Source organism: Pedobacter sp. AK017, from assembly GCF_014200825.1.
In the GTDB taxonomy this organism is placed as follows: Bacteria; Bacteroidota; Bacteroidia; order Sphingobacteriales; family Sphingobacteriaceae; genus Pedobacter; species Pedobacter heparinus.
In genome coordinates, this window is the sequence record NZ_JACHCW010000003.1 from 354830 (window position 1) to 371678 (window position 16849).

Genomic DNA, 16849 nt, shown 5'->3' on the forward strand with positions numbered 1-16849 from the left:
AAAAATAATTGGCACAACCCTTCTCTTGTTCCCCACTTGTTCATTTATATATGTAACTTATTGATAGTTAATTACATGTATTTTCTGCATCGGCAAATAGTTTTGCTTTATGATAAATTCAACTGCCAGGATATACCAAATTGATCGGCAATCCACCCAAACTTCTCACTAAAGCCATAATCATCGAGTGGCATCATTACTTTTCCATTTTCAGCTAGTTTTGAAAAAAGATCTACCAATTCCGTTTCATTTCGACATTCCACCCAATTTGAAATGGCCGGTGTGAAATTCCAATGATGCTTAATGAAGCTGTCGCTGCAAATGAATTCCTTTCCGTTTAGCTCAAAAATCGCCTTCATGATTGTGCCCTCTTTTCCTGGACCATCGTTCCCGTAACGCTGAACCTCGATAATGCCGGAGTTCTCAAATAAACTGATGTAAAAGTTCATGGCTTGTTCGGCATTATTTTCTTGAAAGGTCAAAAATGGGGTTACCTGTTGTTTCATGTCAATCTGTTTTTAATTAGTTACTTAATGGTTTTTACTTTCTTCTTTAAGATCAATCCACTAATTAGGGCGACGATTAATCCAATGGGAAATACTTCTGAATAAGTAATCAAAACGACAAACAAAGGGTTTTTATACATTTCTTTAAAGTCTGCCATTTGTTGTGTCTTAGCTGGCAGATCAGCTGGAGTGCTTTCTCTGAGCACGCAAGATGTATACACGTCCATGAAGTCAGGAACAAAAAGGTAGTAATAAAATAGCCAGACCACTACATACACAGTGGAGCCAATAAATGCAATTAGAGTCCCGATTTTAAAAGCTTTTCCAAATGATATCAGACCGGCATTTTGCTTATTCTTGTAGTTTTTTATGCCAAAGAAAATTATCGAGAAAATAACCACAAGCGCTGCATAGCCAACAAAATCATTTCCCTTAAATTTACCGCTATAAACCATTTGTACCATAGCTACCATATTTGCAGCTAAGATGCCCCCGATAATCAACCCAAAAATCCATACAGTTTTTTTCATGAGTTCTGTTTTTAAATGTTCTACAAAACTAGTCTCACAACTGATTCGACCATCATACTTTAGTACCAAAATGCATTTTTTTACTGCATTTTATGCTAAATTATGAATTCGTTTAACTGATGATTTTTAGTCTTTTGGCTTTTTCCAGGGCTTTTGTTCTACTTTTTACATTCATTTTCACAAAAAGATTTGATACATGAGTTTTGACTGTACTTAAAGAAATAAATAAGTCCCCGGCAATTTCGGCATTGCTATGGCCTTTAGCTAAAAGCTGTAGGATTTCATATTCTCTGGAGTTTAAATTCAGCTTTTCTAATTCTTTCTCATTTAGGGAAAACTGTTCAGGCACTTCCTTTTCAATAATGATGGTCTTAATTTTGGGTCTTAGGATTTGCGTGGCTACCCATATACCTAGAGCAGTAAAAAAAACAGCTATCAATCCAACGTATATATCTATGGAATTGTCAACAATTAGAAATTTCCATTGCAGCCACTTCAAAACAAAAATCAATATTGATAAAATCAGTCCGTACAAGAAAGTAGATTTAAAGTCTTTTAATGATATCATTGTTTGTCTTTTTGTATTGCTGGTTTTGTACTGTCAAATTTACAGAAAATAGACTTCTTCGGTTTATGAGATTTTATCGCCTATGTTTAAACGGAATTTTACTTTAAAGTGAGGTTCATCAGTACACCAATCATAGCTGATGTTGCAAAACTGACCAGGGTTCCTACCAATACGTATTCTGTTTTTAATTGTGTATTGGCTTCCTTTTCGCTAAACCGTAAAATCGATTTTGCTGTCATAAGAAATCCTATTGCAGTGTACTGACCCATCAAAACAAAGGTTAAGATCATGACCCGTTCACAAATGCCGATCCATTTACCGGCACTGGCCAGTCCAAGTTCCTGCTCTTCACCGCTTTTAATTACTTCGGCTACAGGCTGGGGTTGCTCTTCAGATTGGTTTTCTGCAGGCTCTGAAATATCAATCCCTGGCAATGTGGGAGCCGAATTTAAGATGCTTTCCCTGGTAATCTGGTCGCGCCACTTTTGCGTGGCCTTTCCTATAATTATACCAAGTGGCCAGCTTACAAACAGGTAACCTGCCACCAGTATCCAGAACTTATAATTTCCGAAGGTATCATTTGCAAAAGACAGTACAGCCTTACAGTTCCAGCTGAAAGACACAGAAAGTAGCACTATGACCAGCAGGTGTGCCAGCTGATCTGCAATAAAATAATTAAAGTTATCCTTATTTACTTTGGATTTGATATAGTCTATGATCAGGTGGCTCACAAATATGACCAGAGGAATGACCCAATTGTTGTACTGACCTGAAAAAATATAGGCAAATACAGTTGTAACAAGTACATGAAGATATAGTTTAATGGATTTACCTTGCTTTTCTTCACGGTCTTTTACCCAGCTTTTTGGCTGAAAAATAAAATCTGTAAGCAAATGTGCTACCAGGAGTCTCAATAATAAATTTAATTCCATTATTCCTGTTTTACTAATTCTGCAATATATCTCATTGTAGGTTCAAACTCTTTCCAACCTGCAGATTTTAACCTGCTGTTAACGGAAGGCTGAGAGAGGGATAGATATTCTGCTATTTCCTGTTGGGTTTTACCTTCTAAAAGCAGAAAAATCACTTCCGACTGTGCCATCGTCCAGTTGGCAATGTATTTATTAATGAAGCTAAGTATGATTTTAATTCCTGCATTCTTTCGCTCGTTATTGGTATGAATGGTTAAAAATTCTCCTTCCTTCATGGTATCAAAATTCCTGCCCGATAAATGAAACGCTTCTCCATCCGAGTTAAGTACATTTTTACCCCGATAGGATACTGCTCCAATACCTATAGAAATTCTTGTACTTAAATATATTTTATTCTTTTCATCGGAATGCTTTTTAAACCAGCATATCAGTTGTATGCTTTTTGTGAGGGCTTCAAAAATATCATCAAAAAGTACCTGATAACTGTCGCCGCGAAAAATCTCTGCATTTTGCTTTTCTTTTATCCATCTTTTAAGCAGCAGCTCTGTATCTTCAATCAATTTTTTCCTGTTTGCCGCATTCAGCCGGGTGAAGTTGATAATATCTCCTGTGATTACTGCCTGTGCATTCATAGTTCATCTTAATATATTATAAATATAGATATTTTACTCTATAAAACCAAATTATAGAATAATTAATCTATAAAGAGTCATTATAGAACTATTAATCTATAAATAAGTAACTATTGTTTTACTGGGCAGTATAGGTGTAGATATAAAGTTCAGAACCAAACGGATTTCTTAATGAAAACTTTAAAGTTGTGGTAGTCAGCTCCAGTATAATAAATTGGAGTTGTATATCAAGAGCTTCGTGAGAAAGGATGAGTTTGTCACCTTTAATTTCCCATTTGCCACCTTCCTGAATCTGCTCATCATTATCGTCGCATTTCGTTGCCCCCTCATCCATCATGTATTTACCGCCAGCAGCATAGATCTCAATATTATCCAGTTCACATGCATCATAGGTTTCTGTCATTTTATTCACTCCATCTTCTGTATATGCGGTCATTTTCCATCGTTTACCCATAAGGGCTTTGGTTTTATTTTCAGGAATTACAGGTATTTTTTTACAGGCAGAAATAAGGAAAAAAGGAAGCAAGAAGGCGCAGATAAGACGAAGTGTTTTTATTTAGATTTTAAGCGTTGATAAGTATAAGCAGCTAATATAATTAATTGTAAAGCAATTTATAAAATAATTTGTATGTAATACGCTCAAACAAAAGAGGAATAGGTGAATTTAAAATAATAAAACAAGGATAAATATGCTAGGTTAAATAAAAATTAATATAATTAAATAAAATTTAACATTGAATTTTAAGTTCAATATAAGATTTTTAAAATATTATCAATATTTTGCAAGTGAATTTTTTACCATAAAAGCCGCTCCGAATGCTTTAAAAATGAGATACACAGCTGAACATTCCTTATTGCAACTCGTATCTTCTGGCAATGAAGAGGCTTTTACAATTATTTATGAACGTTATCGTTTGCGTGTTTATCTTTTTATTAAAAAATATTTAAAGTCTTCCCAACTCTCTGATGATATTTGTCAGAATGTTTTTCTAAAAATCTGAGAAAATAAAGAAGAACTGAGCACCATCAACTCATTTAATGCCTATGCGTTTACAATTGCCAAACGCCAGTGTCTCGATTTTTTAAAACGGGCTGCAGTTGAACAAACGGCCATGAATTTAATTCTTCAGGCTTATCCATTAGATAACAATATCACAGAGGAAAATCAGCAATACAATGAATATCTCAATTTTATTGATAACACTTTATTGAGATTGCCCCCGCAAACCCAGGAAGTTTTTAAACTCTGTAGACAACAATATAAAAGCTATGATGAGGCGGCCGCAATTCTGGGCATATCCCGGCATGCCATAAAAAAACACATGGTAAGGTCGATGAAGGTTTTACGTACCGCTGCTGAAACGGAACTGGGGATTTCAATGAGCATTCTATTTATCTTATTATCAAGTTTTTAATGCGTATCTGAATTTTATTTTATTGAGAGGGGTACCCTGTGGGTATGCCTTAATCGTCATATCAGTAAAAGGGCTAAAACCGATTCAGGATATGCAAGACAAAAACTCAAGCCATAAAAGAAAATTGATTCAGCGTTATGCAAAAAATGCAGCGTCTGAAAAAGAATTGCAGTCCTTATTTGGAATGATAAGTAACCATGAAATGGATGCTTTGCTGGAAGAAGAGATGGACCGGGATATTGCGGCTATTGGCACTGATATAAATTCGGACAGACCAAAAAGATTTGCCGCCTGGTATAAATATGTTGCAGCATCGCTAATACTGGTCACTTTATCGGCCGTTACCAGTTATTTCCTTTCAAATTCATCTAGAAAAGAAAGCCTGAGCAGCACAAATAAAAGTATTGCGCCAGGTGGCAATATAGCATACTTAACGCTGGGCAATGGAAAACGGATTGCGCTTACCGAGCTGAACAATGGTACAATAGTTAAAGATGCAGGCGTAGAAATCACCAAAGCTGCAAACGGGCAGCTGGTTTATAAACTATCATCGGTTAATGACCCTGCAGCTAATAATGTCTATAATACCATTGAAACCCCAAGAGGCGGGCAATACCAGATATTACTCCCTGATGGTTCTAAAGTCTGGCTAAATGCAGCTTCATCGCTAAAATATCCTACTTCATTTGCTACATTAAAAGAAAGGGCCGTTGAACTGAAGGGGGAAGCTTATTTTGAGGTGTACAGGGATAAGGCCAAACCATTTATTGTGCATAGTGTAAACCAGGATGTAAAAGTGCTGGGTACACATTTCAACATTAATGCCTATGGTGACGAACCTGTGGTAAAAACGACATTGATAGAAGGAGCAGTACATGTCAGTTCGGTATTATTTGAAAAGATACTAAAACCGGGGCAGGAATCTGTTCTAAGCGCATCGGGTATACAGGTAAAAGAAGTGGAAACAGAGCAGGCCATCGCATGGAAAAACGGCGAGTTCATGTTCTCGAGTGAACCCATTACGGCAATTATGCGCAAAATTTCCAGGTGGTATAATGTTGATGTGGAATATGAAGGGAATGTAAATTCAATGAGGTTTACGGGTACTGTATCGAGGTATTCAAATGTTTCCGATGTTTTACAAATGCTGGAAATGACCAATAAAGTAAAGTTCAGTGTTGAGGAACGTAAAATAAAAGTAACGCGCTATATAAACGAGTAAATAAGAATAAACCAAATATAAAATAAAACAGAAATGAAAAAATCCAAACGAGCCCCTTAGCACACAATCAGGAACACCAGTATATAAAATCAGGAGTGCTACCAACACTCCTGACAAAATGTTCAGGTGGTATAAAAAATGTCGCAAAAACAAGTATTTATAATAACCAAAACTAAATCAAATGTATAAAATTTCTACAAAGATTTTATTTAAACCTCATTGCTATATAACGAAATTCCTGCTGGTTATGAGATTAACAATAACAATGCTGACGATTGCAATACTGCAGGTAAGTGCTGCAACCTATGGTCAGAAAATAACGCTTTCTGAAAAGAATGCGCAACTGGAAAAAGTATTAAAAAAGATCAGGGCCCAGAGTGGGTTTAGCTTTCTTTACGAAGATACGGATCTGGCAAATTCCAAAGCTGTAAATGTCAACTTCTCGAACATCTCTATCAATGATGCTTTAGAAAAGCTATTTATAAACCAACAGCTATCTTATTCAATTAAGGATAAGACTGTTGTGATTAAATCAAGCAAAACACCCATAAACCAGTACGTTGCAACAATAGACATCAGGGGAAAGGTATTGGACGGTGATGGGAAACCTTTGCCTGGTGCCAATGTAAGGGTTAAAGGTGAAACAAAAGGTACAACGGCTAATGGCAACGGAGAGTTTGAGCTAAAAGGTATAGATTCAAAATCAATACTTGTGATCTCCTATATAGGCTTTCTGACTAAAGAGGTTGCTGTTAACAACCAGAAACAATTAACCATCGGCCTGGATATAGATCAGTCTAAATTAAATGAAGTCGTGGTAATTGGTTACGGTACAGCCAAAAGAAGTGACCTAACCGGTTCTGTTGGACAGGTTAACATCAGTGATTTTCAACAGGCACCAGTAAGGTCTTTTGATGAGGCGCTGGCTGGTCGCGTGGCAGGTGTACAGGTAACCTCATCTGAAGGGCAGCCAGGATCTGGTATCGACATCATCATCAGGGGAGCAAATTCTTTGACGCAGGACAATTCGCCTTTATATGTGATAGATGGTTTTCCTACAGAAAATTTTGACAACAATGCCATTAACCCTGAAGAAATCGAATCCATTGATGTACTAAAGGACGCTTCGGCAAGTGCTATTTATGGTGCAAGAGGAGCAAATGGTGTAATTATCATAACAACCAAAAGGGGTAAAGTGGGTTTGCCTGTTATTAAGTACAATGGTTCTTATGGCATTCAGAATAACATTTATGAAGTACCATTGATGAGCCCTTATGAATATTTAAAATTGCAGAGTGAAATTACGGCTACTGATTTTAAAAATGCGTATCTGGGACCAATCGCAGATCCTGTTAACCCTACAAACCCACCTATAGGGTATAAATATACACTGGAAGATTACCGTAATGTAAAGGGAATAGACTGGCAAAGTCAGCTTTTCAGAACGGCGCCAATGCAGAGCCATTCTCTATCGATGTCGGGCGGAACAGAGAAAACGCGTTATTCCCTGTCAGGACAAATATTTATGCAGGATGGGACAATTATAAATTCCGGTTACCGACGCCAACAAGCCAAGATGACCCTGGACCAGACTGTAAATAATAAATTTAAAGTAGGGGCAGACTTTACTTATACAAGTTCTAAAACTTTTGGTTCGGCAACTTCAACTGCCGCCAATTCTTCAATGAACAATTTTTTATATAGTGTTTGGGGATACAGACCTGTAACGCCTATTGGTGTATTGCCTGAAGATGTAATAGAAGAACCTTCGGATGATTTTGTAAATACTTCTACAGATTATCGGTTTAATCCGATCATGACTGCAGAAAATCAATTGAGACAAACTTTTGCAAGAAATTTTGTAGGAAACGGATATGCAGAGTATACTTTTATACCCGGACTTAAACTGAGGATAAGCGGTGGAATAAATAGGGTACAAAGACGTGCAGAGTCTTTTAACAACTCAAATACTTATAGTGGAAGTCCCTCAAATCCTTTCACGAACGGACCAAATGGTAGCATCACAAATTTTGAGACCACTACCTGGTCAAATGAGAACATTTTAACTTACGACAAGAAGTTTGGCAAAAACCATAAACTCAATGTAATTGGTGGATTTACCTTAAATGGTAATAAATATGGATACTACGGTCTGTCTGCAAATGCCTTACCTAACGAAGCACTTGGCTTAAGTGGCCTGGCCTCGGGAACTCCACAACCTGTAACCTCCTATAACTCTGAATGGGCGTTGGTTTCAGGTTTGGCAAGGGTAAATTACAGTTATAAAAATAAGTATCTCTTTACTGCCTCGATGCGTGCAGACGGTTCATCTAAGTTTGGCCCGGGCAATCAATGGGGTTATTTTCCTTCGGGAGCTATTGCCTGGAAATTGATCAATGAAGACTTCATGAAAAATATTTCCTTTCTTTCAGATGCCAAATTGAGATTAAGCTGGGGTATTACAGGCAATAACAGGGTTGGAGATGGCGACCGCTTTGCCCAAATGACTTATCCTATTAATTCTTATTATTCTTTCAATAACGGATTGGCCCAGGGCATAAACATTACAAATGTGGGAAGTCCGAACTTAAAATGGGAAAGTACAAAACAAACAGACATTGGGCTGGATGTAGGGTTCTTAAAAGACAGAATAGGTTTTACTGCAGAATACTATCGTAAAAACACCACAGATTTACTGTTAAATGCCTTATTGCCCTATACAAGCGGGTATGTAAGTGCATTTAAAAATATTGGTGCCACCAGAAATGAAGGTTTCGAGTTTTCAATTAATACCACCAATATTAAAAATAAAAACTTTTCCTGGACCACCAGCTTCAATATTGCCTTTAACAGAAACAAGGTTATTGAACTAACTGAAAACCAGGAAAGCTTGACAAGTAACATTAGCTGGGATAGTTTTTATAGTGCTGTTCCACTATATATTGCGAAACTTGGCCAACCCATTGGGCAGATTTACGGATACATCTGGGATGGTGTTTATCAGCTTGATGATTTTACTCAGCCAACACCAACCACCTATCTTTTGAAACCTGAAATTGCTACAAATGGTAATGCCAGAACCTCGATCAGGCCAGGAGATATCAAATACAGGGATATTAACGGTGATGGTGTAGTGAATGATTTTGACCGGACTGTAATAGGTCGTGCTTATCCAATACATCAGGGTGGTATGTCCAATAATTTCAAATACAAGAATTTTGACCTCGGTGTATTTTTACAGTGGTCTTATGGCAATGATATTGTAAATGCCAACAAACTTATATTTGAAGCTGGAAACAAAGCCTTCCTGAATCAATATGCAACTTATCAGGACCGCTGGACACCCGAAAATACAAATACCACCATGCACCGTTCCGGTGGACAATATGGATACAATTACTCAACCAGAATTGTAGAAGATGGATCATTCTTAAGGCTAAAGACGGTATCCTTAGGTTATACTCTTCCTAAAACCCTAATAAACACTGTTAAAATAAAAGGCTTAAGGGTTTACGCGTCTGCACAAAACCTATTTACCTGGACTAATTATTCTGGTTCAGATCCTGAAGTAAATGTTAAACGAACCGCATTAACGCCTGGATTTGATTATTCAGCCTATCCACGTGCGCGTACCATTACTTTTGGCGCCGGTTTATCCTTTTAATTATACAATTACAATTACCTAAACTAAATAGGACATGAAAAAAATAATTCTTTTAAGTTTTTTGGCAATTATATGCTCAACAACTGGTTGCAAGAAATTTTTAGATAAAGTACCCTCATCATTTGTTGCCCCCGAAAATTATTTTAATAATGAAAAAGAAGTAAATACTGCATTGAACGGAGTGTATGATATTTTAGGCCGGGAGCAGACATTTGGCGGACAATTGCCCATTCGCCATGCAGTCAGTACAGATGAGTCATTCTTCTCTTATGCTTCCTTTCCAACCGGACCTTTCTATTATAATTTTGGTGCCGATGATGCTACGATACGGGATCTATGGAGATACCTGTATGATGGCATAGAACGGGCAAACGTTTTACTGGCCAATCTGGATAAAGCAAATATGGACGAAGGCAAAAAATCCGTTGTTAAAGGTGAAACTCTCTTTCTGCGGGCCTTTTATTATTTTATCCTGGTACAGAATTGGGGTGGTGTACCTTTAAAGCTGACACCAACCACCTCTATAAACAATGTTAATATTCCACGTAATTCTGTTAAGGAGGTTTATGATCAGATTCTAAAAGATATGGTTGAAGCGGAAGGATTGGTCAAAAAGATTTCTGATATCGGTTTCGGAGGAAGGGTCTCTAAATCCGCTGTACGTGGTATTTTGGCCAGAGTATGCCTTAACATGGCTGGTTATCCCTTAAATGACGTTGCTAAATTTAAAGATGCTGCTACATGGGCTGCAAAAGTGAATGAATATGGAGAACATGCTTTAAATCCAGATTACAGCCAGGTTTTTATAAACCTTTGTAAAGATCAGTACGATATAAAGGAAAGCATTTTTGAAGCTGAATTATACGGATCAAATAGTGACGCTTTTAGAGAAGGTGGCCGGATCGGCAACGAGAACGGTGTGAAATGCTCTGCATCTACAGATTTGATCCCTACAGTTGGTTTTGCTTACGGCTTTGTAAGCACAACCAGAAAGCTATACACGTCTTATGAATATAATGCCACTGATGCATCTAAACGTGACCTTAGAAGAGATTGGGCAATAGCTACCTATACATTAAATGCATCTGGTGTAAAGGCGAATATTGCCGCTACCAATATTTATGCAAGAAATTGTGCTAAATGGCGCCGTGAATACGAAGTGGTAACACCTAAAAATAAAAACTATACGTCAACCAATTTCCAGATACTCAGATATGCTGACGTATTACTGATGCTGGCCGAAGCAGAAAATGAAGTAAATAACGGGCCAAATGCAACTGCGGTTAATGCCCTTAACGAAGTAAGAAGACGTGGTTACGGAAAATTATTAGCAGGGGCAACCAATCCGGCTAATGCCGATTATCCCGGGGCAATTTCATTAGGTAAGGCAGCCTTTTTAAAAGTGATACAGGATGAAAGAGCACGTGAACTGTGTTTTGAAGGTTTACGCAAGTCTGATCTGATCAGGTGGGGAATATTTGTAAATACCATGCAAGCCACCGCTACCGAGTTTACTACTTATGCTGCCATGACCACTACCATTTATAAAAATGCAAGGGATGCTGCACAAAGGGTTACTGCAACACATTTGTTGTACCCAATTCCAATTCTGGAAATGTCGTTAAACAAAGCTATGGTACAAAATGAAGGATATTAATATGCAGCAGACAATTAAATTAATAAAAATGAAAAGAATACTATTATTGCCTGTACTTTTTCTGCTGTTATCAGCATGCAACAAAAAGGAGGTAGTTGCCCCCAATTTTAATGTTGCCATTGCACAGGGTAAAACAACTTTTAAAGTTGGCGAACAAATTGATTTCACATTTTCAGGAAATCCAAACTACATAACTTTTTATTCTGGCGAGACGGGGCGCATGTATGAATTCAGGGACCGCATAACCGCAGGGGCTAGAACAGATATAGGCGTGCCCATCCAAAACATGACCACTCAATTGTTAACCTATCCTTACAGCTATACAGAAGAGGGAACTTATAAAGTAACCTTTGTAGTAAGTAATACCAGTGTATATGGATCAGTCAGCGATGTTAAAGAAATAGTGCTCTCAATAACCCCCTAGAAGCTATAGATAGCGCTGAAAAGCGCTATCTTAGCCTTATTAATTTTTTAGCATGCAGAACCGTTCAATCAGCAACTTACCCATACTTATTGTTGTTGTCAGCCTCACAACGCTCATCTCATCTTTTAAGGCCGATCCACCAATTTATCGCAAAGGCTGGATCGATCTGAATAAAAATGGAAAAAAGGATATTTATGAAGATCCGCTCCAACCTTTAAATGCAAGAATAGACAACCTGCTGTCGCAAATGACACTGGAAGAGAAAACCTGTCAGATGGCCACTCTATATGGCTGGAAACGTGTATTGAAGGACTCTTTACCTACAAAAGAATGGAAAACGGCAATATGGAAAGATGGGATTGCAAATATTGACGAACATTTGAACGGCTTTCTAACCTGGGGTGTAACCAGTACCTCAGAACTGGTAACTGATATTAAAAAACATGTATGGGCTATGAATGAAACGCAGCGTTTTTTTATAGAGCAAACCCGTTTAGGAATACCAGTAGATTTTACCAATGAGGGGATAAGAGGGGTGGAAGCTTACGAGGCCACAGGTTTCCCTACCCAGTTAAACATGGGTATGACCTGGAACAGGAACCTGATCAGGAAAATGGGTAGAATCACCGGCCAGGAAGCAAGGGCATTGGGTTACACCAATGTGTATGCCCCCATACTTGATGTGGCAAGGGACCAGAGATGGGGAAGACTGGAAGAAGTATATGGTGAAGATCCTTACCTGGTGGCCCGTCTGGGTGTAGAAATGACCCTGGGTATGCAGGAGAATAACCAGATTGCCTCAACAGCTAAGCATTTTGCAGTATATAGTGCCAACAAAGGAGCAAGAGAGGGACTTGCCAGAACAGATCCTCAGGTTTCACCCCGTGAAATAGAAGACATCATGCTTTATCCTTTTAAAAAAGTGATACAGGAAGCCGGAATAATGGGGGTGATGAGTTCCTATAATGATTACAATGGCATTCCCATTACCGGAAGTGAATACTGGCTAACACAACGTTTAAGAAAGGATTTTGGTTTTGGTGGATATGTGGTAAGTGACAGCGATGCACTTGAATATTTATACAATAAGCATCATGTTGCAGCCAATTTAAAAGAAGCCGTTTTTCAGGCTTTTATGGCCGGATTAAATGTGCGAACTACCTTTCGGCCACCAGATAGCATCATTATTTATGCGCGGCAACTGGTTAATGAGGGACGCATCCCCATAGAAACAATTAACAGCAGGGTTAAAGATGTTTTGCGGGTAAAGTTTAAGCTAGGCCTGTTTGACCAGCCTTACGTAAAAGATGCAGCAGCATCAGAAAAACTGGTAAACAGTATCGCCCATCAGGCAGTTGCCTTACAGGCATCCAAAGAAAGTATTGTGCTGTTAAAGAACAATAATCAAATCCTGCCACTTTCAAGATCTTTAAAAAAGATTGCTGTAATAGGGCCAAATGCTGTCGACAATGATTACGCACATACGCATTACGGCCCGCTTCAATCTAAAAGTACAAACATACTGGAAGGTATCCGTAATAAAATTGGAGCAGATAAGGTATGGTATGCCAAGGGCTGCGAGCTGGTAGACAAGAACTGGCCGGAAAGCGAGATTTTTCCGGAAGATCCTGATGCAACAGCTATAGTCCTGATTGAAGATGCTGTTAACACAGCTATGAAAGCAGACGTAGCAATAGTAGTTTTAGGGGGCAATACCAAAACAGCAGGCGAAAACAAAAGCCGCACAACACTTGAACTTCCTGGTTTCCAGTTAAACCTGATCAAAGCCATTCAAAAAACTGGAAAACCGGTTGTTGCCGTAATGATAGGTACACAACCTATGGGCATAAATTGGATAGATAAATATATCGACGGTATAGTATATGCAGGATATCCTGGCGTAAAAGGAGGAATTGCAGTTGCTGATGTTTTATTTGGTGATTATAACCCTGGGGGCAAGTTAACACTTACTTTTCCCAAATCTGTAGGACAGCTGCCTTTAAATTTTCCCTCTAAACCTAATGCACAAACTGATGAGGGTGAACTGGCTAAAATTAAAGGTTTACTGTATCCATTCGGTTTTGGCCTAAGTTATACAACGTTTGCTTATAGCAATCTAAAGATCAGTCCAATTGAACAGGAAAAAGACGGCAACATCAGTATCAGTGTAGACATTACCAATACTGCAAAGCTTGAAGGTGATGAAATCGTGCAGTTATACATCAGGGACGTATTGAGTACGGTAACCACCTATGAAAAGATATTAAGAGGATTTGAAAGGATCAGCTTAAAACCAAATGAGACCAAAACCCTTAAGTTTACTTTGTTTCCTGATGATCTGAAATTATGGAACCGCGAGATGCAGCACATAATTGAACCCGGAACTTTTAAGGTGATGATTGGTGCCTCAAGTGAAGACATAAGATTAACAGGAAGTTTTAATATCAAATAAGATCAATACTGATATGAAAAAAATATTATTGTGTTTATTTCTATATACATGGCTTGGTACCTCTGCCCAACAATCGTGTCCGGTTATACCTTTACCAGCCAGTTTTACCAAAACTACCGGAAGTTTTCAGCTTACAGATCAAACCTCAATACAGGTTAACCAATCAGTACTTGAACCACTGGCCCATTACCTGCAAAAGGAATTGCTCAAGTATAAGGGATTGAGTCTTCGTATAGAAGAAGGACAGCGTTCATCTGTTATAGTATTAAACCTTAGTCCTAAAAAAACGATTAAGGCAGAGGAATACCAGTTAGAAATGAATGCCCGAAATATCAGCATCAGCGCTTCAACTACTGATGGCCTGTTTAATGGGATCAGTACTTTATTGCAATTGATCAGACAGTCAGCAGGACAGTCCATTGAATGCTGGAAAATAACCGATGCACCTAAATATGGCTGGCGTGGGCTTATGCTCGATGAATCAAGGTACTTTTTCGGAAAAGAAAAAGTTAAGCAGTTGTTAGACTGGATGGCTTTTTATAAGCTGAACCGTTTTCACTGGCATTTAACAGACCAGCCGGGTTGGCGTTTAGATATTAAAAAATATCCTAAATTAGCTTTAATAGGCGGCATAGGAAACTATTTTAATCCTTATGCCCCGGCAAAATACTACAGTCAGGAAGACATCGCTGAGCTGGTACTTTATGCAGCGGAAAGACACATCCAGATTATCCCAGAAATAGATATGCCTGGTCATGCAACCGCTGCAAATATGGCTTATCCTGAATACAGTGGGGGTGGAACCGATAAATATGCCGAGTTTACTTTTAATCCTGGTAAAGAAGGGACTTATCAGTACTTGACCAATATTTTAAAGGAAACGGATGTACTTTTCCCATCGCAGATGATCCATATTGGTGGTGATGAAGTTGCCTTTGGAAATAAAAAATGGAATACCAATGCTGATGTACAACATTTAATGAAAACCATGGGCCTGAAAGACCTCAAAGCGGTTGAACATTACTTTATTAAAAGAATGGCTGATTCTCTGACTAAACTGAACAATAAAGTATTGGCCTGGGATGAGGTAACAGAAGCCAATCTGGCACCAAAAAATACCCTGGTTTTTTGGTGGAGGCATGATCAGCCTGAGGTGCTAAAAACCGCACTGGATAAAGGCTTTTCGGTTGTATTGACACCAAGAATACCTTTATATTTCGATTTTGTGCAAGACAGCACAGCTGTTTCCGGCAGAAGGTGGAAAGCAGGCGAATACAGTCCGATTGAAAAAGTATATTACTTTTCTCATGAACAGGTTACTGAAACTGCTCATCATGAAAAAAATATTATGGGCATTCAGGCTTGTTTGTGGACGGAGACGGTAAACAGTAGCCAGCGTCTGGATTATTTATTGTTTCCCAGGATAACTGCACTGGCAGAAGCCGCCTGGACTACAGACAATAAAAAGAATTTTAATGATTTTCAGCTGAGGTTAAATACACACCTGGAATATTTTAAAGCCGCTGGCATTTATTATTACAACGGTAAAAAAAGTAATCCCGAACCACTTCCAAAAAAAATATCGGTCTCCTATATCGATTAAGCTATTCGGTTGCTCAATAAAAAGATTGTTATCTTTAGCCATTAAATAGCAATATTAAATAAAGATATGAGCGATAGCCAGCTAACATTGCGCAGTGTTAATGTGACCAGGTATGTAACTCCTTTAAGGGAAGGTGGATCTATGCCAGCAATTGCAGAAGCAGATGATGGTTTTTTATATGTACTTAAATTTAAAGGTGCGGGGCAAGGGGTAAAAGCACTGATTGCTGAAATTATTGGTGGTGAAATTGCCAGGGCATTGGGTTTCCGGGTTCCAGAAATTGTATTTGCTTCGTTAGACGAAGCATTTGGACGGATAGAACCTGATGAAGAAATACAAGACCTGTTGCGGGCAAGCGAAGGACTTAACCTGGCTTTACATTATCTTTCTGGTGCAATTACTTTTGATCCGCTTGTAACTGTAATTGATGCAAAAACAGCTTCGCAAATTGTTTGGCTGGATTGTTTACTTACAAATATGGACCGCACAGCCAGAAACACCAATATGCTGATCTGGCATAAAGAACTCTGGTTAATAGATCATGGCGCATCCTTGTATTTTCATCATTCCTGGCAAAACTGGAAAGAACAGGCCTTACGTCCATTTGTATTGATAAAAGATCATGTAATGTTGCCAATGGCGACAGAACTGGAAAGCGTTGACAGGGAATTCCGTCAGTTGCTTACACCTGGCCTTATTGCTGATATTGTACACCTGATCCCCGATGAATGGCTGGTTGAGGAGTATTCCTTTGAAACGCTAACTGAACACAGGCAAGCGTATATCCACTTTTTGGAAACAAGAGTGGCCAATTCAGAAATTTTTGTTAAAGAGGCACAAAATGCAAGAGAAACACTTATTTGAATATGCTGTCATCCGTGTCGTGCCAAGGGTAGAACGCGAAGAATTCATGAATGTGGGCGTCGTGGTCTACTGTCCAAAGCAAAAATTCTTACAGGTTATGTTTGAACTGAACCTGAAAAAATTAAATATTTTTTGCACAGATCTGGATGTTTCCGTACTTGAAGAAAACCTAAATGCATTTAAACGCATTTGTATAGGAGGTAGTGATGCTGGAACCATTGGTAAATTAGATATAGCCTCCAGGTTCCGCTGGTTGACAGCAACCCGTAGTACAGTTTTGCAAACTTCCAGGGCCCACGCGGGTCTTAGTGCTGATGCTCACGAAACACTCCATAAATTATATAATAAACTGGTACGCTAGCTTTTAATATAAATAGAAC

General features: G+C 38.4%; 15 protein-coding genes. 9 read left to right on the forward strand and 6 right to left on the reverse strand.

Going from position 1 to position 16849, the window contains the following annotated elements; all coding sequences use genetic code 11:
- Window positions 1-107 precede the first annotated feature (107 nt).
- From HDC92_RS06450 to HDC92_RS06475, 6 genes are all read right to left on the reverse strand, one after another.
- Window positions 108-506 (reverse strand): VOC family protein, encoded by a 399-nt coding sequence (locus HDC92_RS06450; protein ID WP_183873121.1) that lies wholly within the window; start codon window positions 504-506, stop codon window positions 108-110.
- A gap of 20 nt (window positions 507-526) precedes the next feature.
- The gene (locus HDC92_RS06455; protein WP_183873123.1) at window positions 527-1036 is read right to left on the reverse strand and encodes a DUF4199 domain-containing protein; all 510 of its coding nucleotides are present in this window, start codon (window positions 1034-1036) and stop codon (window positions 527-529) included.
- Between the two features lie 112 nt (window positions 1037-1148).
- Window positions 1149-1604, reverse strand: a complete 456-nt coding sequence (locus HDC92_RS06460) for a response regulator transcription factor (RefSeq protein ID WP_183873125.1) — start codon at window positions 1602-1604, stop codon at window positions 1149-1151.
- 98 nt (window positions 1605-1702) lie between these two features.
- Window positions 1703-2536, reverse strand: coding sequence for a DUF3307 domain-containing protein (locus tag HDC92_RS06465; protein ID WP_183873127.1), 834 nt, complete (start codon window positions 2534-2536; stop codon window positions 1703-1705).
- The gene (locus HDC92_RS06470) at window positions 2536-3168 is read right to left on the reverse strand and encodes a hypothetical protein (protein WP_015808104.1); all 633 of its coding nucleotides are present in this window, start codon (window positions 3166-3168) and stop codon (window positions 2536-2538) included. Before HDC92_RS06470 ends, HDC92_RS06465 begins: the two co-directional genes overlap by 1 nt.
- A gap of 118 nt (window positions 3169-3286) precedes the next feature.
- Complete coding sequence (locus tag HDC92_RS06475) at window positions 3287-3604, reverse strand: lipocalin family protein (RefSeq protein WP_183873129.1); 318 nt, start codon at window positions 3602-3604, stop codon at window positions 3287-3289.
- A gap of 589 nt (window positions 3605-4193) precedes the next feature.
- On the opposite strand from HDC92_RS06475, the gene HDC92_RS06480 reads away from it, so the two are divergent.
- The 9 genes from HDC92_RS06480 to HDC92_RS06520 all read left to right on the forward strand — a co-directional run bounded on the left by HDC92_RS06480 (window position 4194) and on the right by HDC92_RS06520 (window position 16830).
- Entirely contained in the window at window positions 4194-4583 is a 390-nt protein-coding gene (locus HDC92_RS06480) for an RNA polymerase sigma factor (protein ID WP_317618086.1), read from the forward strand.
- 91 nt (window positions 4584-4674) lie between these two features.
- Window positions 4675-5805: a FecR family protein gene (locus HDC92_RS06485; RefSeq protein WP_183873131.1), complete on the forward strand. Its 1131-nt coding sequence runs from the start codon at window positions 4675-4677 to the stop codon at window positions 5803-5805.
- A gap of 247 nt (window positions 5806-6052) precedes the next feature.
- Complete coding sequence (locus HDC92_RS06490) at window positions 6053-9469, forward strand: TonB-dependent receptor (protein ID WP_255484463.1); 3417 nt, start codon at window positions 6053-6055, stop codon at window positions 9467-9469.
- A 34-nt stretch (window positions 9470-9503) separates the two neighbouring features.
- Window positions 9504-11126 carry a RagB/SusD family nutrient uptake outer membrane protein gene (locus HDC92_RS06495; RefSeq protein WP_183873133.1) on the forward strand — a complete coding sequence of 541 codons (1623 nt, stop codon included), beginning with the start codon at window positions 9504-9506 and terminating at the stop codon, window positions 11124-11126.
- 28 nt (window positions 11127-11154) lie between these two features.
- Window positions 11155-11550, forward strand: coding sequence for a DUF5017 domain-containing protein (locus HDC92_RS06500; protein WP_183873135.1), 396 nt, complete (start codon window positions 11155-11157; stop codon window positions 11548-11550).
- A 52-nt stretch (window positions 11551-11602) separates the two neighbouring features.
- Window positions 11603-14002: a glycoside hydrolase family 3 N-terminal domain-containing protein gene (locus HDC92_RS06505; protein ID WP_183873137.1), complete on the forward strand. Its 2400-nt coding sequence runs from the start codon at window positions 11603-11605 to the stop codon at window positions 14000-14002.
- Window positions 14003-14015: 13 nt separating this feature from the next.
- Window positions 14016-15605, forward strand: a complete 1590-nt coding sequence (locus HDC92_RS06510; protein ID WP_183873139.1) for a beta-N-acetylhexosaminidase — start codon at window positions 14016-14018, stop codon at window positions 15603-15605.
- A gap of 66 nt (window positions 15606-15671) precedes the next feature.
- Window positions 15672-16469, forward strand: a complete 798-nt coding sequence (locus HDC92_RS06515) for a HipA family kinase (RefSeq protein WP_015808095.1) — start codon at window positions 15672-15674, stop codon at window positions 16467-16469.
- Complete coding sequence (locus HDC92_RS06520; protein WP_183873141.1) at window positions 16447-16830, forward strand: DUF3037 domain-containing protein; 384 nt, start codon at window positions 16447-16449, stop codon at window positions 16828-16830. The genes HDC92_RS06515 and HDC92_RS06520 overlap by 23 nt, the downstream gene beginning before the upstream one ends.
- Window positions 16831-16849 lie beyond the last annotated feature (19 nt).